This is a genomic window from Pseudomonas sp. 58 R 3, from assembly GCF_900006605.1.
GTDB lineage: Bacteria > Pseudomonadota > Gammaproteobacteria > Pseudomonadales > Pseudomonadaceae > Aquipseudomonas > Aquipseudomonas salomonii.
In genome coordinates this window covers 297,987-317,748 of sequence record NZ_CVTT01000065.1, presented here as the reverse complement: position 1 = coordinate 317,748, position 19,762 = coordinate 297,987, and the positions used below count along the sequence as shown (strand labels likewise).

At 62.8% G+C, this 19,762-nt stretch carries 18 protein-coding genes; 4 read left to right on the top strand and 14 right to left on the bottom strand.

The window, feature by feature from the left end:
• Positions 1–49: 49 nt before the first annotated feature.
• The 14 genes from BFP92_RS22560 to BFP92_RS22495 all read right to left on the bottom strand — a co-directional run bounded on the left by BFP92_RS22560 (position 50) and on the right by BFP92_RS22495 (position 15,403).
• On the bottom strand, positions 50–913 hold the full coding sequence (locus BFP92_RS22560) for a LysR family transcriptional regulator (RefSeq protein ID WP_065931158.1): 864 nt from the start codon (positions 911–913) through the stop codon (positions 50–52).
• Between the two features lie 367 nt (positions 914–1,280).
• Entirely contained in the window at positions 1,281–1,523 is a 243-nt protein-coding gene (locus BFP92_RS22555) for a hypothetical protein (protein ID WP_170875856.1), read from the bottom strand.
• 101 nt (positions 1,524–1,624) lie between these two features.
• A complete protein-coding gene (locus BFP92_RS22550; protein WP_065931156.1) occupies positions 1,625–3,025 on the bottom strand; it encodes an amidase in 1,401 nt (466 codons plus the stop codon).
• A complete protein-coding gene (locus BFP92_RS22545; RefSeq protein WP_065931155.1) occupies positions 3,022–4,290 on the bottom strand; it encodes a Zn-dependent hydrolase in 1,269 nt (422 codons plus the stop codon). The genes BFP92_RS22550 and BFP92_RS22545 overlap by 4 nt, the downstream gene beginning before the upstream one ends.
• A 14-nt stretch (positions 4,291–4,304) precedes the next feature.
• Complete coding sequence (locus BFP92_RS22540) at positions 4,305–5,000, bottom strand: ABC transporter ATP-binding protein (RefSeq protein ID WP_065931154.1); 696 nt, start codon at positions 4,998–5,000, stop codon at positions 4,305–4,307.
• The gene (locus tag BFP92_RS22535; RefSeq protein ID WP_065931153.1) at positions 5,000–5,749 is read right to left on the bottom strand and encodes an ABC transporter ATP-binding protein; all 750 of its coding nucleotides are present in this window, start codon (positions 5,747–5,749) and stop codon (positions 5,000–5,002) included. The genes BFP92_RS22540 and BFP92_RS22535 overlap by 1 nt, the downstream gene beginning before the upstream one ends.
• Complete coding sequence (locus tag BFP92_RS22530) at positions 5,746–6,756, bottom strand: branched-chain amino acid ABC transporter permease (protein WP_065931152.1); 1,011 nt, start codon at positions 6,754–6,756, stop codon at positions 5,746–5,748. Before BFP92_RS22530 ends, BFP92_RS22535 begins: the two co-directional genes overlap by 4 nt.
• Position 6,757: 1 nt before the next feature.
• Positions 6,758–7,618, bottom strand: coding sequence for a branched-chain amino acid ABC transporter permease (locus tag BFP92_RS22525; RefSeq protein ID WP_056861341.1), 861 nt, complete (start codon positions 7,616–7,618; stop codon positions 6,758–6,760).
• Between the two features lie 57 nt (positions 7,619–7,675).
• A complete protein-coding gene (locus BFP92_RS22520) occupies positions 7,676–8,878 on the bottom strand; it encodes an ABC transporter substrate-binding protein (RefSeq protein ID WP_065931151.1) in 1,203 nt (400 codons plus the stop codon).
• Positions 8,879–9,123: 245 nt separating this feature from the next.
• Positions 9,124–9,891 (bottom strand): FadR/GntR family transcriptional regulator, encoded by a 768-nt coding sequence (locus BFP92_RS22515; RefSeq protein WP_017136273.1) that lies wholly within the window; start codon positions 9,889–9,891, stop codon positions 9,124–9,126.
• A 109-nt stretch (positions 9,892–10,000) separates the two neighbouring features.
• Entirely contained in the window at positions 10,001–10,759 is a 759-nt protein-coding gene (locus BFP92_RS22510; RefSeq protein WP_065931150.1) for an alpha/beta fold hydrolase, read from the bottom strand.
• A 100-nt stretch (positions 10,760–10,859) separates the two neighbouring features.
• Positions 10,860–12,263, bottom strand: a complete 1,404-nt coding sequence (locus tag BFP92_RS22505) for an efflux transporter outer membrane subunit (RefSeq protein ID WP_065931149.1) — start codon at positions 12,261–12,263, stop codon at positions 10,860–10,862.
• Entirely contained in the window at positions 12,256–14,229 is a 1,974-nt protein-coding gene (locus BFP92_RS22500) for a MacB family efflux pump subunit (protein ID WP_065931148.1), read from the bottom strand. The genes BFP92_RS22505 and BFP92_RS22500 overlap by 8 nt, the downstream gene beginning before the upstream one ends.
• A 1-nt stretch (position 14,230) precedes the next feature.
• Positions 14,231–15,403: an efflux RND transporter periplasmic adaptor subunit gene (locus BFP92_RS22495; RefSeq protein ID WP_065931147.1), complete on the bottom strand. Its 1,173-nt coding sequence runs from the start codon at positions 15,401–15,403 to the stop codon at positions 14,231–14,233.
• A 257-nt stretch (positions 15,404–15,660) separates the two neighbouring features.
• Between BFP92_RS22495 and BFP92_RS22490 the strand changes: the two genes are divergently transcribed.
• The 4 genes from BFP92_RS22490 (at position 15,661) to BFP92_RS22475 (ending at position 19,717) form a co-directional block, all read left to right on the top strand.
• Positions 15,661–16,143 carry a sigma-70 family RNA polymerase sigma factor gene (locus tag BFP92_RS22490; protein ID WP_065931146.1) on the top strand — a complete coding sequence of 161 codons (483 nt, stop codon included), beginning with the start codon at positions 15,661–15,663 and terminating at the stop codon, positions 16,141–16,143.
• 119 nt (positions 16,144–16,262) lie between these two features.
• The gene (locus tag BFP92_RS22485) at positions 16,263–17,600 is read left to right on the top strand and encodes a lysine N(6)-hydroxylase/L-ornithine N(5)-oxygenase family protein (protein WP_065931145.1); all 1,338 of its coding nucleotides are present in this window, start codon (positions 16,263–16,265) and stop codon (positions 17,598–17,600) included.
• A gap of 66 nt (positions 17,601–17,666) precedes the next feature.
• Positions 17,667–18,887 (top strand): putative DNA modification/repair radical SAM protein, encoded by a 1,221-nt coding sequence (locus BFP92_RS22480; protein WP_056861349.1) that lies wholly within the window; start codon positions 17,667–17,669, stop codon positions 18,885–18,887.
• Entirely contained in the window at positions 18,884–19,717 is an 834-nt protein-coding gene (locus tag BFP92_RS22475) for a TIGR03915 family putative DNA repair protein (protein WP_056861350.1), read from the top strand. Before BFP92_RS22480 ends, BFP92_RS22475 begins: the two co-directional genes overlap by 4 nt.
• The last annotated feature ends 45 nt before the right edge of the window (positions 19,718–19,762 follow it).

Sequence of the window (19,762 nt, the reverse complement as noted above, 5' to 3'; positions counted from 1 at the left end):
TGCGCTGGGAAACATCCGCAGGCTAGCATGCGCGCGGGCGTAGGGTGATTCAAATCAGCGGGTCCCAGCGTTGTGACCAGTCGCTTTCGGCCTTGACCACTTCGCGCAGCAGCCCCAGCGCCTGCTGCAGTACCGCCGAATCCCGCGCCCGTGAGTAGACCAGATAGGTCGGGAAGCTGAATTCCGGCGCTTTCGGGACGCGCTGCATGACGCCGCTGTCCAGGTAGCTTTGCACCACCCGCGTGCGAAAGTACCCGGCGCCGCCGTTCTCCAGGATGTACTGCAAGGCCAGCGGCCCGAGGTTGAAACTCAGCGCGGCGCGGGCCTTGTCGGGCAGCGCGGCGTCGTGTTGCTGGCGAAAGCCCTGGCCCCAGTCGATATACACGTAAGGGGCGGGTTTGCTGGTTAACTGCACCAGGATCAGTTTTTCTTCCAGCACTTGTTCGACCTGCAGGCCCGGCCAGTATTGCGGCTGGAATACCAGTGCGGCATCGAGTACGCCCAGTTCCAGTTGGCGCAACAGGTATTCACCCTCACGCACTTCGGTGCGCAGCGCATGGCCGGGGATCTCTTCGCGCAAGGCCTTCGCCCAGCCGAGCATCAATGGGTTGCACAGGCTGACCTCGCCGCCGATGTGCAGCACGTTGCGGTAGCCATCGGGCAGCGGCAGGTCGCGCTTGGCGGCTTCCCAGGTTTGCAGCAATTGGTTGGCGTACACCACAAACGCTTCGCCATCGGCGGTGAGCCTGGCGCCTGCGCGGTTGCGCACAAACAGCGTGCTGCCCAACTGGCTCTCCAGGCTCTTGACCCGTGCGGTGATGGCGGTCTGGGTGACGTGCAGTTTCTCGGCGGCCGCGGCCAGGCTGCCGCAGCGGGTGATTTCGAGGAAAGTGCGTGCCAGTTCGATGTCCATGAAGCCCCCTGGGATGAATGGGGGACAGTGTAATGGAATGTGCTTGGAACTGGGGTGTGTGGGTTTGTTGGGGTGCTGGGTGTATACGCCGGGTTAGCCGCGCTGAGCCAAGGATGGCCCAGCGCGACGGCCCACGGATTCAAGCCGGAGTGCGGCCATCGTGGTTGACGGGGCGCCTCAGATCAAAAGCCAAATCAAATGCAAAGCAAAAGCCTATCTACCTGATGCAACTCGGTTTAAATGTGGGAGCGGGCTTGCTCGCGAATGCGGTATGTCAGTTATAGATGAATTGACTGACCCACCGCATTCGCGAGCAAGCCCGCTCCCACAATTGATGATTGCATTTCAGCTCAAGGCAGGCCGAACCCTAGTGAATACCGATGGACCAACTTTGCGTGGTCTGGTCTTCGTGCCGCTGCTCCAGGTCATCCTCATACTGACAACGCGGCCCCTTGCACTTGTACTCGAACGTCACCGGCGCCTGTGTCTGAACCGGAAACAGCGATTTGGCCGTTACCGGCGCATCGTGTGGCACTGCCTCAAGCTCAGGCGCTTCGTAGCTCAAGTCCAACGCTGTGGCATGGACCATAACCGGCAAGACGGCGAGCACTGCACTCGCCAGAAAAGTCCTTGTAAATCGCATCTGAAACAATCCGCGCAACAAAAAATGAAGCGCGGATTATAAGCCCGATGCCACCGCACATGCACGGTTCAGAGCCCGCGCGGCGCTTCAAGGTGTTCGGTAGGGAAGGCGTTGGCATAGGCCTGACACACCCTCAACACCTGCTCATCCGCAAACCGCGCACCCACCACATGCAAGCCCACCGGCAAGCCATTCGCCGCTAACCCGCAGGGCACCGAGGCTGCCGGTTGTTGGGTCAAATTGAACGGATAAGTAAACGGCGTCCACTCCATCCATTCTTTCATCGAAGAACCCGGCGGCACATTATGCCCAGCCTCGAAGGCGGTAATCGGCATCATCGGCGAGACCAATAGGTCATAGTGCTCATGAAACGCCGCCATCCTCGCCACCAACGCCGCGCGTGCTTCAAGGGCATCGTTGAAAGCGCCGAGGCTCAACTGCTGGCCGCGTTGGGCAATACGCAGCAAACCGGGGTCGAGCAATTGTTTTTGCGCATCACTCATGGAGCCCGTCAGGCGCGCCGCACCGGCTGCCCACAAGGTGCTGAACACCTCCAGAGGGTCGCTGAAGCCTGGGTCGATCTGCTCGACATGAGCCCCCAGTTGCACGAGACCCTCAACCGCCTGGGCAACCACGTTGGCCACTTGCGGGTCCACGTCCACATAGCCGAACGTGGGGCTGTAGGCCACACGCAAGCCCTTCAAATCCATAGCGCCCGACAACCACGGCGTATTGCGCGGCGCGCCGATCAGGCCATCGCGCGCATCCGGTTGCGCCACGGTTTGCAGCATCAGCACGGTGTCTTCCACGGTGCGCGTCATCGGCCCCAGATGCGACAGAATCGTCATGGAACTGGCCGGCCACTGCGGCACATAGCCGAAGGTCGGCTTGATGCCGAAGGTACCGGTGAACGCACACGGAATACGGATCGAGCCGCCGGCATCGCTGCCCTGGTGCAATACGCCCAGGTTCAGCGCCGCCGCCGCACCGGCGCCACCCGACGAGCCGCCCGCCGTGGTGCGCGTGTCCCACGGGTTGCGTGTGATGCCGTACAGCGGGTTATCGGTGACGCCTTTCCAGCCGAATTCCGGCGTGGTGGTTTTACCCAGCAACACCGCGCCGGCTTTGCGCATAAACGCTGAGAAGGGCGCATCCACCTCCCACGGCCCTTCGGCAGAGGAGGTGCGCGAACCCTTGCGGGTGGGCATGCCGACGGTCAGCGTCAGGTCTTTGATCGAGGCCGGTACGCCGTCCAGGGCACCGCAGGGTTGGCCCTTGAGCCAACGTTGTTCCGAGGCCCGCGCCGCGTTCAACGCGCCTTGCGGGTCGACATGGCAGTAGGCGTTCACCACCGGGTTATAGCGCTCGATCCGCAGCAAAGCGTCTTCAGTGACGTCTACCGGTGACAAGGTCTTGTCGCGAAAATGCTGCAGCAGTTGCACCGCCGTCAGTTGGCCAATCTCACTCATGCCGCTTCTCCCTGCGCCGCGTTGACCATGGCGCGCAGCAACACGGCGCAGCCCGCTGCCAGGTCATCCGGCGCGGCGTTTTCGATTTCGTTATGGCTGATGCCGCCTTCGCAGGGCACAAAGATCATCCCGGCCGGGCCGAGTTCGGCGACGAAAATCGCGTCATGCCCGGCGCCGCTGACGATGTCCATGTGGCTCAAGCCCAGCGCTTGGGCGCCGTCACGCACGGCGTTGACGCAGGCCGGGTTGAAGTCCAGCGGCGGGAAGTCGGCGGTGGGTGTCAGTTCAAAGCTCAGGCCATGCCGGGCACAGGTGGCTTCAATCACGCCGCGCACTTCATCAACCATGGCTTGCAGTTTATCGGCATGCAGGTGGCGCAGGTCGATGGTCATGTGCACCTGGCCTGGAATCACATTGCGCGAGCCGGGATGCAGGTTCAGGCAGCCAACCGTGCCGCAGGCGTGGGGTTGTTGTTGATGGGCGATGCGGTTGACCGCGCTGATCACCTCGGCGGCGCCCACCAGGGCGTCCTTGCGCAGGTGCATGGGCGTCGGGCCGGCGTGGGCTTCGACGCCGGTGAGGGTCAGGTCGAACCATTTCTGGCCGAGGCAACCCATGACCACACCGATGGTGGTGGCGCGGTCTTCCAGCACCGGGCCTTGCTCGATATGCGCCTCGAAATACGCGCCAACCGGGTGGCCGAGTACCGCGCGCGAACCGGCGTAGCCGATGCGCTGCAATTCGGCGCCTACCGACAGGCCCTGGTCATCGAGTTTGTCGAGGGTGTCCTGCAAGTCGAACTTGCCGGCAAACACCCCGGAACCCATCATGCACGGCGGGAAGCGCGAGCCTTCTTCGTTGGTCCACACCACCACCTCAATGGGGGCTTGGGTCTGGATATTCAGGTCATTCAAGGTGCGGATCACTTCCAGCCCGGCCATCACGCCGTAGCAGCCATCGAACTTGCCGCCGGTGGGCTGCGTGTCGATATGGCTGCCGGTCATCACCGGCGCCAGCGTCGGATCAAGCCCTGGACGCCGCGCAAAAATATTGCCGATGGCATCGACACTGACGCTGCACCCGGCGGCCTCGCACCATTGCACAAACAGGTCACGGGCCTGGCGGTCGAGGTCGGTAAGGGCCAGGCGGCACACGCCGCCTTTGGCCGTAGCGCCAAGCTGGGCCAGGTCCATCAACGATTGCCACAAGCGGTCGCGGTTGATCAGCGGGGCATTGCTCTTGAGCGGTTGCGCAAAACTATTCATGTGCAAATCTCCGGTCAGGCACTCAAGGCCAGGTAGCGGTTCTTGATGCTCGGGTCGGCGCGGAAGTCAGCAGCGCTGCCCTCGTACACCACGCGGCCCTGTTCGAGCACGTAATGGCGGTCGGCAAGCTTGTCGCAGACCATCAGGTTCTGTTCCACCAGCAACACCGGCAGGCCGTCGTCCTTGACCTTGCGCAGGATCTTCACCAACTCGTCGACGATCACCGGCGCGAGGCCTTCGGTGGGCTCGTCGAGGATCAGCAGCTTGGGGTCGTTGAGCAGCGCACGGGCGATGGCGAGCATCTGTTGCTCGCCGCCGGACAACGCGTGGCCGGCGTTTTTACGCCGCTCCTTGAGGCGCGGGAACATGCCGTACACGTCTTCAAGCTGCCAGCGGCTGGTCTTGCGCACGGCGATACGCAGGTTTTCCTCAACGGTCAGCAGGCGGAAAATCCCGCGATTCTCCGGCACCAGCGCCAAACCCTGACGGGCGATCTCAAAGATCTTCTGGCCCACCAGCGCCTGGCCATTGAAGTGAATCTGGCCCTGGCGCGGGCAGATAATCCCGAGGATGCTGCGCAGCGTGGTGGTCTTGCCGGCGCCGTTACGGCCGAGCAGCGTCACCAGTTCACCGGGATTGACCGTGAGCGACACGCCTTCGAGCACATGGCTCTTGTCGTAGTAGGAATGGATATTCTCGACAATCAGCATCAGGCAGCCTCCCCAAGATAAGCCGCACGCACACGCTCATCGGCACGCACAAACTCCGGCGTGCCTTCCACCAGGATCTGCCCGTGACTCATCACGGTGATGCGTTGGCTGATGGACATGACAATGCTCATGTTGTGTTCGATCAACAGCACCGTGTGGTCGCGGCCGAGGTCGCTGATCAGTTGGGTCATGATCGGAATGTCATCGATGCCCATGCCCGACGTCGGTTCGTCGAGCATCAGCAGTTTGGGTTTGGAGCAGATCGACATGCCGACTTCCAGCACCCGTTGCTGGCCGTGGGACAACTCGCCCGCCAGGGTGTCGGCGCGACGGGTGAGTTGCAGACGCTCCAACACTTGATCGGCCATCTCCAGATGCTCGCGCGTGCTGTCGACGCGACGCCAGAAGTTCAGCGCCCGCGCGCCGTCGCGGCCTTGGGCGGCCAGGTGCAGGTTTTCGCGCACGCTGAGGTTCTGGAACAGGCTGGTGAGCTGGAACGAGCGCGCCATGCCCAGGCCGACGCGGCCGTGGGCCGGTTTGCGCATCAGGTTCTTGCCGTCAAAATGAATCGCCCCGGCGGTGGCCTGGCGCTCGCCGGTGAGGCAGTGAAACAGGCTGGTCTTGCCCGCGCCGTTGGGGCCGATAATGGTGTGAATGGTGCCGGCTTCGACCTTGAGGTTGACGCCGTTGACCGCATGGAACGCGCCATAGGCCAGTTCCAGGTCCTTGGTTTCCAGCAGGATGCTCATAGCCCTTCCTCCTTGGCGACGGCGGCGCTCTTGCGGCTGCCGCGTACCCGTTCGAACAACGACGCGAGGCCGCCCCACAAACCACCGCGCATGAAGATCACCACGAAGATCAGGATCACGCCGAGCAACATCAGCCAGCGCGGCCACAGGTCGGAGAGGAAATCCCCCAACAGCACGATGGAACCTGCGCCCAGCAATGAGCCGAACAGCGAGCCGGTGCCGCCGACGATGGTCATGATCAGGATGTTCTCGGACATCGCCAGGTCGATGTTCGACAGCGGCACAAAGTGCAGCAGCATGGCGTACAGCGCGCCGGCAATACCGGTGACCGCGCCGGACAGCACGAACACCAGGATCTTGAAATGCCGCGTGTCATAACCGATGGCCGAGGCGCGGGTTTCGTTTTCGCGGATCGCCATCAAGGTGCTGCCGAACGGCGAGGCGATTACCCGGCGCGCGCCGATAAAGATCAGCAGGAACAGCACCGCGACAAAGCCATAGAACACTCGGGCATCGGCCAGCGACAGCAGCACGGTGTCACCGATACGGATCTCCGGGCGCGGCACGCTGAGCAGGCCGTTGTCGCCGCCGGTCCAGTCGCTCAAGGTGTAGGCGACAAAGTAGGCCATCTGGCTGAACGCCAACGTGAGCATCACGAAGTAAATGCCGGTGCGCCGGATCGCCAGCGCACCGACCAGAAACGCCAGGAAACCACCGGCAATGGCGGCGCCGAGCAATGCGCTGAACAAGCCCAGTTGCAGGTGGATCATCAGCAGCGCTGCGCAATACGCACCGGCCCCAAAGAAGATGCCTTGGCCGAACGACAACAGCCCGGTGTAGCCCAGCAACAGGTTGCAGGCCAGGGCGGCGAGGGCAAAGATCAGGATCTCGGTGGCCAGGGTCGCCGAGGGCAGAATCAACGGCAAGCCGATCAGCACCGCCAGCACCCACAGCAACATGGCCTTGGATTGGGTCTTGGCAAACGGCAGGGGGTTTTTCTCGCTCATGTCAGGCTCTCCCGAACAGGCCGTAAGGGCGTACCAGAATCACCACGGCCATCGCGCCGTAGATCATCAGGCTCGCGCCTTGGGGCCAGAGTGTGGTCATCAGGCTTTGCACCACGCCCACCAGTAAACCGCCGACCAGCGCACCGCTGAACGAGCCCATGCCGCCGATCACCACCACCACGAAGGCCACCCCGAGGATCTCCGGGCCGACAAAGGGTTGCGCGCCGCGCAAGGGCGCAAACAGCACACCCGCAACACCGGCCAGGGCCACGCCGAGGGCAAAGGTCATGGAAAACAGCCGGAAGATATTGGTGCCCAGCAGCGACACGGTTTCGGTGCTTTCACTGCCGGCGCGCACCAGGGCGCCGAAGCGCGTGCGCTCCAGCAGCAGCCACAAGGCCAGGCCGATCAGCGCGGAAAACACGATGAGAAACAGGCGGTAGTAGGGGTAGACGAAATCACCCACCACCAGCACGCCGCGCAGCAGTTCCGGCACGGCGACGCTTTTACCCACCGGGCCCCAGATCATCACACTGGCTTCCTGGATGATCAGCGCGATCCCCAGGGTCACCAGGATCTGGAACATGTGCGGCAAGTGGTAAATCCGCTGGATCAATAGTCGCTCGATCACCCACGCCAGCGCGGCCACCACCAGCGGTGCAATGAGCAGCGCCAGCCAGAAGTTGCCGGTGAGGCTTACGGCGGTGTAGCAGATATACGCACCCAGCAGAAAGAATGCGCCGTGGGCGAAGTTGACGAAGTTGAGCAGGCCGAAAATGATCGTCAGCCCGACTGCAATCAGGAAGTAGATCATCCCCAACCCTAGGCCGTTGAGGATCTGGAACAGGTAAAGATTAAGCATGCAGTAACCCTCGGCAGGCAGCCGCTCGCGCGGCCCTGCGCTAAGCAATTCAGAGGATCAGGCGAGCGTGCAGCCCGTCGCCTCGACCGGCGGGAACGATTGCCCGGCGCTGAGCACCTTGGCCAGGTCGTCCTTGTCGGCCATGTCGCCGGCGGCTTTGCCGATCAGCAGGTAGTAATCCTTGATCACCTGATGGTCGCCGGCGCGGATCGACTCCTTGCCGGTCGGGCCTTCGTAGCTCAAACCTTGCAGGGCTTTGGCCACGGTCGGGCCGTCGAAGCTGGCGGTGCTGATGATGGTTTCGAGCATGACTTTGGTGCTGATGTAATCAGCCGCCAGCGGATAGGTGGGGTTGATGCCGTACTTGGCCTGGGTGAGCTTGACCAGCTCACGGTTGAGCGGGGTGTCGACCTGGTGCCAATACTGGGCGCCGAGGTATACGCCTTCGAGCACGTCGCTGCCCAGTTCCTGGAACTGGTCGAGCCCGGCGGACCATACCAGCAGCACTTTCATGCGCTCCTTGATCCCGAAGTTCACCGCCTGGCGCAGGGTGTTGGACGACTGGCTGCCGAAGTTGAGCAGCACCAGTACATCGGGCCTGGCGGCGATGGCGTTGGTCAGGTAGCCGGAGAATTCCTGTTCCTGCAGCGAGTGATAGCTGTTGCCGACATGTTCCAGGCCATTGTCCTTGAGCACGGTTTTCGCGCCTTCGAGCAAGGCTTCGCCAAACACGTATTGCGGCGTGATGGTGTACCAGCGCTTGGCGTCGGGCAGCAGCTTGATCAGCGGCAGCATGGTTTCGCGGATCGCGCCGTAGGTGGGCACCGACCAGCGGAAGGTCGCCTTGTTGCAGTCTTTGCCGGTGACTTCATCGGCGCCCACCGGGGTCATGAATACGCCGCCGACCTTGTCGACTTCCTTGGCCACCGCCAGTGCCGAGGACGACAGCGTGCAGCCCTGGAAGAACCGCGCGCCGTCCTGCTGGATCGCTTCCTGGACCTTGCGCACGGCTTTGCCGGCATTGCCTTCGGTGTCGATGACCTTGTAGTTGAGCGGGCGGCCGAGAATCTCGGGGTGCTGTTCCACCGCCAGGCGCGAACCCATGTCGGCAAACTTGCCATAGCTGGCAAACGCGCCGGACATGGACTTGAGGCCGTAAAAGGTAAAAGGCTCGGCGGCGAATGCAGAGCGCACACTCAGCGGAAGGCTGAGCGCGGCGGCGGCGGTGAGACTGGCTTTCAACAACGTACGACGCTGCATGGGGTGACTCCCTGGTTTAGTTATTGGCAGGAGCGGCAAGGGCGATACGGTGGAGCAAGGGCCTGTGGGCAGGCCTGTTATTGAATTGAGTGAAACGGTCTAACGCTTGGAACCGGGTCAAAATGTGGGAGCTGGCTTGCCTGCGATGGCATCAGCCAGGTTCAACTGATACACCCAGGCGCCCGCGTCGCAGGCAAGCCGGCTCCCACAATGAATGGGTTTGCAGTTTGGGATCCTGGGTGTTCTTAAGAGTGATCAAACTCCAGCAAAAAGTGCGGGCTGACCTCGCCTTCCAGCGCCGTCATGTGGTGTTCGGCGTCGCACATATGTTCATGCATCAGGTTGCGCACGGCCGTTTCATCCCCGGCGCGAAAGGCCAGCAGCAACTGCTTGTGGTAATCGAGGTTGGCCGCGTCGAACTGTTTGCGCTTGGGCTTGTAGGCTTTTTTCAGCACCACCAGGTCGCGTAGCAGGTCGTTGAGAAACTGCGCCATAAAGCTCAGCAGCGGGTTGGGGCAGGCCTTGGCCAGCAGGTTGTGAAATTCCAACTCGGCCAGGCGCTGTTCGCGTTGGCCGGCTTCGCTGTCTTCGGGGGCGCTGCAAAAATCCACGTTGTCTTGCAGGGCTTGATAGTCGTCTTCGCTCAAGCGCCCCAGCACCGACACTGCCAACTCCACCTCGATGACCTTGCGCAGTTGGTACACCTGCTCGCCATCCAGGTGCTGGAAGTGCAGGTAGTTACGCAACGCGCGGCTGGCCGGTTCAGTGCCGGCCTGGTTCAGGTACGCGCCACCACTGGGGCCGGTGCGTGTGCTCACCAAGCCTTCCACTTCCAGGGCCTTGAGTGCTTCACGGGCCGAGCCTTTGGAGCACTGGAAACTTTCCATCAACTCGCGCTCGGTAGGCAGGCGGTCGCCGGGCTTGAGCGCGTCGGTGACGATCGAGCGTTTGACCGACTCGACAATCACATCGGACAGCTTCTGGCGTTTGCGTCGTAGCGGGCGGCTGAGCATGTTGTTCTATTGATCCTATTAATGCGGATTAATAGCACTTAATAACGATTGAGCCGGAGCGTCAACGCAAGGTGTCGTTTTCGGCCTGAGGTGGTCGCAAATACGCGGGTTATTCCCAGCTGCCGAGGTCGAGGCAACGTGTGGAAGCAGGCGGCTGTTTCCCGAATACGAGAAAGTCGCCGACCCAGCGGTTGATGCACCCGGCGCCGGTGCCAGGGCGGGCCGGCTCCTTGAGCAGCAATTGCTCGATGCCGGCGGCGACCGGCTCGGCCTGCTCGGCATTGACCAGCACCATGCGTGCGACGCGCTCGGGAAACAGCGCGGCATAACGACTGCCAAGGCGGGTGGCCAACGCGTTGCCGAGGTAATTGAGTTGGGCCTCGCCGAGTTGGGCACGCACATACTCCATGTCGAGCGCCGCTTGCTCAACGCCATTGGCTTGGCTCAGGTCACGGGGGCTCAGTTCGATCACGTCATAGCGGTTGGTCAGGGTGCGATAGGCCTGGGTTGAATAGGACTCCCAGCGGCTGGTCAGGTGCAGGGCGAAGGTTGCGCCCTGGCCCTTTGGCGGCTCGCCACCCTGGATAAACACCACACCTTCACGGCTGAGCGGCTGGCGGGCGCCCACGCGGGTCAGGGCCAGGCGCACGCTGCCGCGTTTGGGCGCGGCATGGTCGCGTGGCACGCTCACACTGGCGCATTGGGTGCGTTCCAGCACCTCGGGGTCCGGGCGCTCCTGGGCGGGGAAGGGGCAATCCAGCAGCCAGTCGATCGCGGTGGGCGCGATCAGCGGCTCGGCCAACGCCTGGCCCGCGAGCAGCCAGAGGCCGATACACGCCAGGTTTTTTACCAGAACGCTGGGTTTCATCAAGAGGGTCCGGGCTGCCGTGTGAGGGCGGCTTTTTTACCAAGGACCCAGGGTCAAAGAATGTAGGGCGAATAAACGCTTTGTGTAGGACTTTACAGTTTTATTGTCGGATATCCGTATTCCAGCCGCCGCCCAGCGCTTTGTACAAGGCAATGCTGGCTTGCAGCCGTGACAGCCGCAGCTGCACGTTCAAGTCCTGGGCGGCGTACAAGGTGCGTTGGGTTTCCAGCACCGTCAGCAAGTCCTCGGCACCTGCCTGGTAGCGGCTCTCGGAGATCTGGAAGGCGGCCTGGGCCTGTTGCAGTTCTTCGGCCTGCCATTGGCGTTGCTGGTCCAGGCGCGTGATGCTGCTGAGGGCTTTCTCTACATCGGCAAAGCCGTTGATGATGGCGCCGCGATAGGCTTGCAGCAGCTCGTCCTGGCGGGCGCGGGCCTTGTCGCGTTCGGCGCTTAAACGGCCATTGTTGAAGATCGGCGCCACCAACCCCGAGGTCAGGGTGTAGAACGGGCTGCGCAGGATATCTTCAGCTTTATAGGCGCCGGAGCCGACTGTCGCGCCCAAGGTCACGCTGGGCAGCATCGCCGCGCGTGCCACGGTGACGTCGGCACTGGCCGCCGCCAGTTGCGCCTCGGCGCGGGCCAGGTCGGGGCGGCGGCTGAGCAATTGGCTCGGCACGCCGGGGCCGATGGTTGGCCAGGTCAGCGCCTGGAACGGCTCGGTACCCAGGTCCAGGGCTTGTACCGGCTGACCGAGCAGGGCGGCGAGGGTGATCCGCGATTCTTCGGCCACCTGCGCAATCAGCGGCAATTGCCGTTGCTGGCCGGCCACCAGGCTTTTCTGTTGGGCCAGCTCCAGGGCGGTGGCTGCGCCTGCGTCGTAGCGGGTTTGCACCAGGTTCAACACACTGCGCGCATTCGCCAGGTTCAGCTCGGCGATCTGCTGGCGTTGCTGCGCGGCGAGGGTTTGCGCGTAGCGGTCGGCGACGTTGCCGAGCAGGGTCAGCTCCACGGTGGCCTGGTCAAACTCACTGGCGCGCAGGCTTTGCAGGGCGCTGTCGCGGGCGGCAACGCGGCCACCCCAGAAGTCCAGTTCATAGCTGGCGGTGAGGTTGGCACCGAAACTGTCGACGGTCTTGTTGCTGTCGGTGGCGTCCAACGAGGCATTGCCACTGCCGCGCAGCAGCTTTTCACGGCTGGCGGTGAGGTTGAACTTGACCTCAGGCAGCAACGGCGCCCCGGCAATTACCGCACTCGCCTGGGCCTGGCGCACCCGTGCCATGGCGGCGGCCACGTCATAGCTGTCGCGTCGCGCCTGATCGATCAGGCGGTCGAGCGGCGGGCTGGCGAAGTGTGTCCACCAGCGTTGGTTGGTCGCCTGGGTGGCATCGCGTTCGGCGTACTGCCAGGCGGGCGGCGGTGCGAGGCCGCTATCTACGGTTGGCGGGTTGCCGGTACAGGCGTTGAGCAACAGGCACACGCCCAGCAGGGAAGATCGTTTATTCACTGGTCAACGCCTTAACCGGATCGAGCCGGGCAGCTTTACGGGCCGGCATAAAGCCGAATACGACACCGGTGACCAGCGCACAGCCAAACGCGCCAAACACCGCCACCAGGGAAAACTGCACCGCCACCTCGGCCAGTATGAGTACGCCGCCCACCAGCAGCGCGAGGGCGATGCCGAACAAGCCGCCGACCACCGAGAGCATCACCGCCTCGGTGAGGAACTGGCGCAGGATGTCGCGCTGGCGCGCGCCGGTGGCCATGCGAATGCCGATTTCGCGGGTGCGCTCGCGCACGGTCATCAGCATGATGTTCATCACACCGATCCCGCCCACCAGCAGGGAAATCGCCGCAATCGAACCGAGCATCAGCGACAGCGTGTTGGCCGTGCGGGCTTCGGCCTGGATCATCGCGGCGTTGTTGGTCAACTGGTAGTCACGCTTACCGTTGTGCAGCTTGAGCATCAGTTGATCAATGGCCATTTCAGCTTCATGGACCTTGCGTGCATCGGCGGCGGCGATCGCCACGTATTCGGGGTTGTACGTGCCGAACAGGCGCACGCTGGCGGCGGTGTAGGGGATCGCTACGCGGTCGTCGCTGTCTTTATTGCCGGAGGCGGAGCCTTTTTCGGCGAGCACGCCGATGACCTGGAAGGGCACGTTTTCGATCAGGATGTATTGGCCGATGGGGCTGGCGACGTTTTTGAACAGCTTTTCGCGGATACGGTGACCGATCACCGCGACGGTCGCCCCGGCGCGCTCGTCTTCCTGGGTGAAATAGCTGCCCTCGACCACCGGCCAGTTGAAAATCTCGGGGAAGTTGACGTCGTTGCCGCCTACATAGGCCAGGTAGTCCAGATTGCCAAAGCGAACCCCGGCGTCGTTGCCGTTGACCGGCATGATGCGCTTGACCTGGGGCAACATCGCCAGTGCCGCGACATCGTTGAGGGTCACGATACCCGGCGGCGTGCGCGGGTTGGGCGAGGAGCCGCTGAGGTAGATGATATTGGAGCCGAACGCGCCCATCTGCGCCATCACCTGGCGCTTGCTGCCTTCGCCGACGGCCAGCATCACCACCACGGACGCCACGCCAATCACAATCCCCAGCAGCGTCAGCGCGGTTCGAAAGCGATTGATCCACATCACCCGCCATGCTGCGCGTATGGCATCGAGCAGTTCGGCTTTCCAGGCACCATTGTGCTCGGCCCCGTCGGCCAGGCGCTGGCGCAGGTCGACGGCTTGCAGCGCGTTGCTGTTGGCGGTGACCGGCACATGGGTGTCACTGTGCGCCGAGTCGCTGATGATCAGCCCGTCGCGGATCTCGATGATGCGGTTGGCCCGCGCCGCCACTTCGCGGTCGTGGGTTATCAGGATCACCACATGGCCCTGGTTCGCCAGTTCGTCCAGCAGGGTCATCACCTCGGCGCCGCTGTGGCTGTCGAGGGCACCAGTGGGTTCGTCGGCGAGGATGATATGCCCGCCGTTCATCAGCGCGCGGGCGATCGACACCCGTTGCTGCTGGCCGCCGGAGAGTTGGTGTGGGCGGTTGGCGGTGCGGTCGGCCAGGCCCAGGCGCGTGAGCAGGGCTTTGGCGCGGGCATGCCGCTCGGTGGCACTGATACCGGCATAGATCGCCGGCATTTCGACGTTTTCCTGGGCCGAACCGGACGGAATCAAGTGGTAGCCCTGGAACACAAAACCAAAGGCTTCGCGGCGCAGCCAGGCCAGTTCGTCGCTGCCCAGGTGCGCGACGTTTTCGCCGGCGAACAGGTAGTCGCCTTCGGAAGGGCGGTCGAGGCAGCCGAGGATGTTCATCAGCGTGGATTTGCCCGAGCCGGAAGCGCCGACGATGGCGACGAATTCCCCGGCATGGATCGACAGGTCGATCCCGCGCAGCACGTCGACCTGCGGGCTGTCGCCGCCGCCGTAGGATTTGCGGATGTTTTTGAGTTCGATCAGCGGCGTGGTCAACTCAACCCCCGTTGCCGTCGGCTGGGCCGATCAACACGTGATCGCCCTCGCTGAGGCCGTCCAGCACTTCGACGCGCAAACGGTCACTGATGCCCAAGCGCACGTCGCGCGCTTCGATCGAGCCGTTTTTTGCCACCACGCGGGCGGTTTGCTTGTCGGTGCCGTGACTGCCGAGCAAGGCCGCGACCGGCACGGTGAGCACATCCTTGACCTGGCTGGCGACAAAAAACACCTGGGTGGTCATCTCGGCCATCAGGGCATTGTCGGTGTTGTCCACATCCAGCAGCACCGTGTACAGCACCACGCGGCCGCTCCCGCTTTTGCTGGTGCTGCTGGGGCTGCCGTTGCCCTGGCTGGTTTCATTCAGGGGCTTGGGCGGGATCGGCAGGATCTGGCGCACGGTGCTGGTCCAGCGCCGGCCGCCGCCGCTGAGCGTGGTGAAATAGGCGGTCATGCCGGGTTTGACGTGGCCGATGTCGGCTTCGGAAACCTCGGCCCATACAGTCATCGGCGATAACTTGGCGATGCGCAGGATCAGCGGGGTCTGCTGCTGGGCGTTGAGGGTCTGGCCGACGCGTGCGTCTACCGCCACCACCGTGCCGCTCATCGGCGCGAAAATGCGCGTATAGCCCAGTTCGGCCTCGTCGCTGCGCAGGCTGGCCTGGGCCTGGCGGATCTGCGCCTGGAACATGTCGACCCGTGCCTGGGTGGCGCTCAGCTCGGCTCTGGCGGTTTGCACGTCTTCTTCGCGGGTGGCGTTACCGGCCACCAGGCGCTGCTGGCGCTGGTATTTCTGGCGCGCCAGTTCGTGCTGGGCTTTCTGCTCCTGCAACTGGGCCTTGAGGTTGTCGATGGCATAGCGGCTGGCGTCAAGCTTGGCCTGTTGCGTGGCGGGGTCGATTTCTACCAGCAACTGGCCTTCTTTGACCTGGTCACCGGCCTCGACATGGATCTTGCGGATTTGCCCGGATGCCTGTGCGCCCACGTCGACATAGCGGCGTGGTTGCAGGGTGCCCAGCGCCGTGACGCTGTTTTCGATATTGCCACGGGTGACGGTGACGGTGGCGAGGCTGTCGCGGCCCGGCGGCAGTATCTGCCAGGCCGCCAGTGCAGCGATGGGAATCAGGCACGCGACAACCAGCAGGGCGCGTCGGGCGGGGCGAGGGCGTTTCATGCGTTGTTTCCAGCCGGGAATGTGGGCCGCAGTTGCGGAGGGCTGACAGTTATACGAGAAAATTGCCCGACGATTTAGGCGCTTACATAGGTAGTAACAGCTCTGTCGAATAAAAAAATCGACGGTTGATGCAAGACTTGTTTAAAAGTAGATGAGAATTACTATAAATTGCACACACTCAAACTGCCATCATCCATGGCCTGTCGTCGTTAGCACTCAAGGAACTGATGCCGTCCCCCCCAGGACGGTCGGGAGTCATGTTGGAAAACTACTATCGCGAGCTGGTGTGTTTCCTCAACGCCAAGCTGGGCAACCGTCAGGTGGCCGAAGATGTGGTGCATGACGCCTATGTGCGGGTGCTGGAGCGCGCCAGCGATACGCCGATCGAACAGCCGCGCGCATTTTTGTACCGTACTGCGCTGAACCTGGTGATCGACGGCCATCGGCGCAATGCCTTGCGCCAGTCCGAGTCCCTGGAGGTGCTGGACAGTGAAGAGCGCTTCGCCACCTGTTCGCCCCACGCCAGTCACGATCAGGCCCAGCGCCTGGCCCTGCTCGAACGAGCCCTGGCGGAGCTGCCCAGCGCCTGCCGCGACAGCTTCCTGCTACGCAAGCTCGACGGCCTTTCTCACCTGCAAATCGCCGAGCGCCTGAGCATTTCCCGCAGCCTGGTGGAAAAACATATCGTTAATGCCATGAAGCATTGCCGGGTGCGCATGCGCGAGTGGGACGCGCACTGATCGCAGATTAGTTAAATTTTATTTCATTGTCCTCGTTTCCTATCAACACATGGCCTGTTGTTCAGGCTTTGCAGGTATTCCCGCCCCACCGCCAAGGGGCTTATCCAGAGGACACTGGAATGACACAGGCAATTGCTTCGCCCGCGGTTCACGACCTGATCGGGATCGGTTTCGGCCCTTCGAACCTGGCGCTGGCCATCGCCCTGCAGGAGCGTGAAAAAGCCCAGGGCAAACTGGACGTGGTGTTTCTCGACAAGCAGGCCGACTACCGCTGGCACGGCAATACCCTGGTGACCCAGAGCGAACTGCAGATTTCGTTCCTCAAGGATCTGGTGACGCTGCGTAACCCCACCAGCCCGTACTCGTTCGTCAATTACCTGAAGGCCCACGACCGCCTGGTGGATTTCATCAACCTGGGCACCTTTTACCCGTGCCGCATGGAGTACAACGACTACCTGCGCTGGGTCGCAGGGCAGTTCCAGGCCCAGGCGCGGTATGGCGAGGAAGTGCTGGCCATCGAGCCGATCCTGCACCAGCAGCAGGTTGAAGCGCTGCGCGTGATCTCCCGTGATGCCCAGGGCGAACAGCATGTGCGCACCACCCGCTCGGTGGTGGTCAGCGCCGGCGGCACGCCACGTGTGCCGGAGGCGTTCAACGCGCTCAAGGAAGACGGCCGAGTGTTCCACCATTCCCAATACCTCGAGCGCATGGCCCGGCAGCCGTGCGTGGAGGGCAAGCCTATGCGCATTGCCATCATCGGCGGCGGGCAGAGCGCGGCCGAAGCCTTTATCGACCTCAACGACAGCTTCCCGTCGGTGCAGGTGGACATGATCCTGCGCGGTTCGGCGCTTAAACCGGCGGATGACAGCCCGTTCGTCAACGAAGTGTTCTCGCCGGCCTTTACCGACCTGGTGTTCCAGCAAGTCGGCGCCGAGCGCGAGCGCCTGGTGGCCGAGTACCAGAACACCAACTATTCGGTGGTTGACCTGGACCTGATCGAGCGCATCTACGGGATTTTCTACCGCCAGAAAGTCTCCGGCATCAACCGCCAGGCCTTCCGCACCATGACCGTGGTCGATAAAGCCACAGCCGGGCCGCTGGGCATCGAACTGGCACTGCGCAACAACGCCAACGGCGACACCAGCGTCAGCCATTACGACGCGGTGATCCTGGCCACCGGCTACGAGCGCCAGATGCACCGCGAGCTGCTGGCGCCCCTGCAAGCCTATATGGGCGACTTCGAAGTGGCGCGCGACTATCGGATCGTCACCGACGAGCGCTGCAAGGCCGGTATCTATATCCAGGGCTTCAGCCAGGCCAGCCATGGGTTGAGCGACACCTTGCTGTCGGTACTGCCGATTCGGGCCGATGAAATTGCCGCCTCGCTGTATGAAAACGATCGTCACCGTGGCAAGGCACGCTCGGTGCAGGATTTGCTGCTGGCCACGGCCAGCTGACAAGCTGTACTTGTGACTGATTGGGCTGCCTGATACTGTACAAAAAACCAGTATCGGTAGCCCTTCATGCAGTTGATCGAAAAACTCAGCATCCTCGCCGACGCCGCCAAGTACGACGCCTCATGCGCCAGCAGCGGTGCGCCCAAGCGCAGCTCCGAGGGCAAGGCCGGGCTGGGTTCTACCGATGGCATGGGCATTTGCCACAGCTACACGCCGGACGGGCGTTGTGTGTCGTTGCTCAAGGTCTTGCTCACCAACTTCTGCCTGTACGACTGCCAATACTGCGTCAACCGCCGCTCCAGCGACGTGCCCCGTGCGCGTTTCAGCCCGGAGGAGGTGGTTACCCTGACCCTGGACTTTTACAAACGCAATTGCGTCAGCGGGCTGTTTCTGAGCTCCGGCATCATTCGTTCGGCCGACTACACCATGGAGCAGTTGGTTCGGGTCGCCAAACTGTTGCGCGAAGAGCATGACTTTCGCGGTTACATCCACCTCAAGACCATTCCCGAGGCCGACCCTGCGCTGATCGCCGAAGCCGGGCGTTATGCCGATCGCCTCAGCGTGAACATCGAGTTGCCCACCGACGCCAGCCTGCAAACCCTGGCGCCGGAGAAGCAGATCGGCTCGATCAAGCAAGCCATGCAGACCATCTACACCGGCGAGCAGACGGTGTTCAACGAACCGCGCGCACCGCGTTTTGCGCCGGCGGGGCAGAGCACGCAGATGATCGTCGGCGCCGATGACACCGACGACAGCACCATCCTGCACGGCGCCGAGGCGCTGTATGGCAATTACAAGCTGCGGCGCGTGTATTACTCGGCGTTCAGCCCCATTCCCAACAGCCCCAAAAGTGTGCCGCTGGCCGCGCCGCCGCTGATGCGTGAACACCGCCTGTACCAGGCCGACTTTCTGCTGCGCAGTTACGGTTTCAGCGCCAATGAACTGTTTGAAGGCCCCGGCCATCTGGCCCTGGATATCGACCCGAAGCTGGCCTGGGCGCTGGAGCACCGCGAGGTGTTCCCGTTGGACCTGAACCGCGCCGAACCCACGCTGATCGCGCGTATCCCCGGCATTGGCCTGCGCACCACCCAGCGCCTGGTCGACCTGCGCCGCGAACGCAAGATCCGTTTCGAAGACCTGGCCCGCATGCGCTGCGTGCTGGCCAAGGCCAAGCCGTTTTTCATCACCAGCGACTACCACCCGCAACAGGCAGACAGCACCAGCGTGCTGCTGCGCGAGCAACTGCGCGACCGCCCGCAGCCGCAACAGATGGGGCTGTGGGGATGATCAGCCTGGAATGCGACAACCTCTTCAGCACCTGGCGCGAGCAGGCGCGCTGGCTGCTCAGCCATCAGGTCGACCCCAGCCAGGTGAGCTGGGGCGAGGCCGAGGTGGCGGACCTGTTTGCCACGGACGAGCCTGTACCTGAACAGCTCGGGCCGTTTCAGGCGCGAATCCCCAAGGCGTTGCTGGAGTTGTTGGAATCGGCCGCCTGTTACCACGGTGATCAGCGCTGGAGCCTGTTGTACGAGGTGTTGTGGCGTGTCAGCCACGGCGACCGCACTGCGATGCTGGCCGGGGACAAGCTGGGCAGTGAGTTGCAACGGCGCATCAAGCAGGTCAGCCGCGAGGCCCATCACTTGCATGCGTTTGTGCGGTTTATTGCTCTACCTGCGGAGGCTGGGCCACAGCTGCCGGAGTATGTGGCGTGGCATGAGCCGGCCCATGACATCTTGAAGTCCGCCAGCCAGCATTTTGTCGGACGCATGGGCCGTCATCGCTGGATGATCGCAACACCCCTGGACGGCGTGTATTACGACGGTGAACAGTTGATTCATCAACGCCAGTGCCCCGAAGCCTGGCAACAGCTGGCGCAGAATGTCGAAGACCCCCACAGCGCGATGTGGCTGACCTATTACAGCCATATCTTCAACCCGGCGCGGTTGAACCCCAAGGTGATGGAAGGGCATTTGCCCAGCCGGTTCTGGAAGAATCTGCCGGAGGGCAAGTTGATACCGGGGTTGATCAGCGAGGCGCGCACGGGCAAGCAGAAGGATGGGCAGGCGAAGCTGATCGGGGCCAGGCCGGGCAAGAAAATCTCAAGCGGGCACGCTTGAAAAATGTGGGAGCTGGCTCGATGATCGTTCCCACGCTCTGCGTGG

What these genes read in the sequence shown, in the direction of transcription:
- BFP92_RS22560 (WP_065931158.1), bottom strand. Translation starts at nt 913, where the DNA reads ATGGACATCGAACTGGCACGCACTTTCCTCGAAATCACCCGCTGCGGC.
- BFP92_RS22550 (WP_065931156.1), bottom strand. Translation starts at nt 3,025, where the DNA reads ATGAGTGAGATTGGCCAACTGACGGCGGTGCAACTGCTGCAGCATTTT.
- BFP92_RS22545 (WP_065931155.1), bottom strand. Translation starts at nt 4,290, where the DNA reads ATGAATAGTTTTGCGCAACCGCTCAAGAGCAATGCCCCGCTGATCAAC.
- BFP92_RS22540 (WP_065931154.1), bottom strand. Translation starts at nt 5,000, where the DNA reads ATGCTGATTGTCGAGAATATCCATTCCTACTACGACAAGAGCCATGTG.
- BFP92_RS22535 (WP_065931153.1), bottom strand. Translation starts at nt 5,749, where the DNA reads ATGAGCATCCTGCTGGAAACCAAGGACCTGGAACTGGCCTATGGCGCG.
- BFP92_RS22530 (WP_065931152.1), bottom strand. Translation starts at nt 6,756, where the DNA reads ATGAGCGAGAAAAACCCCCTGCCGTTTGCCAAGACCCAATCCAAGGCC.
- BFP92_RS22525 (WP_056861341.1), bottom strand. Translation starts at nt 7,618, where the DNA reads ATGCTTAATCTTTACCTGTTCCAGATCCTCAACGGCCTAGGGTTGGGG.
- BFP92_RS22520 (WP_065931151.1), bottom strand. Translation starts at nt 8,878, where the DNA reads ATGCAGCGTCGTACGTTGTTGAAAGCCAGTCTCACCGCCGCCGCCGCG.
- BFP92_RS22515 (WP_017136273.1), bottom strand. Translation starts at nt 9,891, where the DNA reads ATGCTCAGCCGCCCGCTACGACGCAAACGCCAGAAGCTGTCCGATGTG.
- BFP92_RS22510 (WP_065931150.1), bottom strand. Translation starts at nt 10,759, where the DNA reads ATGAAACCCAGCGTTCTGGTAAAAAACCTGGCGTGTATCGGCCTCTGG.
- BFP92_RS22495 (WP_065931147.1), bottom strand. Translation starts at nt 15,403, where the DNA reads ATGAAACGCCCTCGCCCCGCCCGACGCGCCCTGCTGGTTGTCGCGTGC.
- BFP92_RS22490 (WP_065931146.1), top strand. Translation starts at nt 15,661, where the DNA reads ATGTTGGAAAACTACTATCGCGAGCTGGTGTGTTTCCTCAACGCCAAG.
- BFP92_RS22485 (WP_065931145.1), top strand. Translation starts at nt 16,263, where the DNA reads ATGACACAGGCAATTGCTTCGCCCGCGGTTCACGACCTGATCGGGATC.
- BFP92_RS22480 (WP_056861349.1), top strand. Translation starts at nt 17,667, where the DNA reads ATGCAGTTGATCGAAAAACTCAGCATCCTCGCCGACGCCGCCAAGTAC.
- BFP92_RS22475 (WP_056861350.1), top strand. Translation starts at nt 18,884, where the DNA reads ATGATCAGCCTGGAATGCGACAACCTCTTCAGCACCTGGCGCGAGCAG.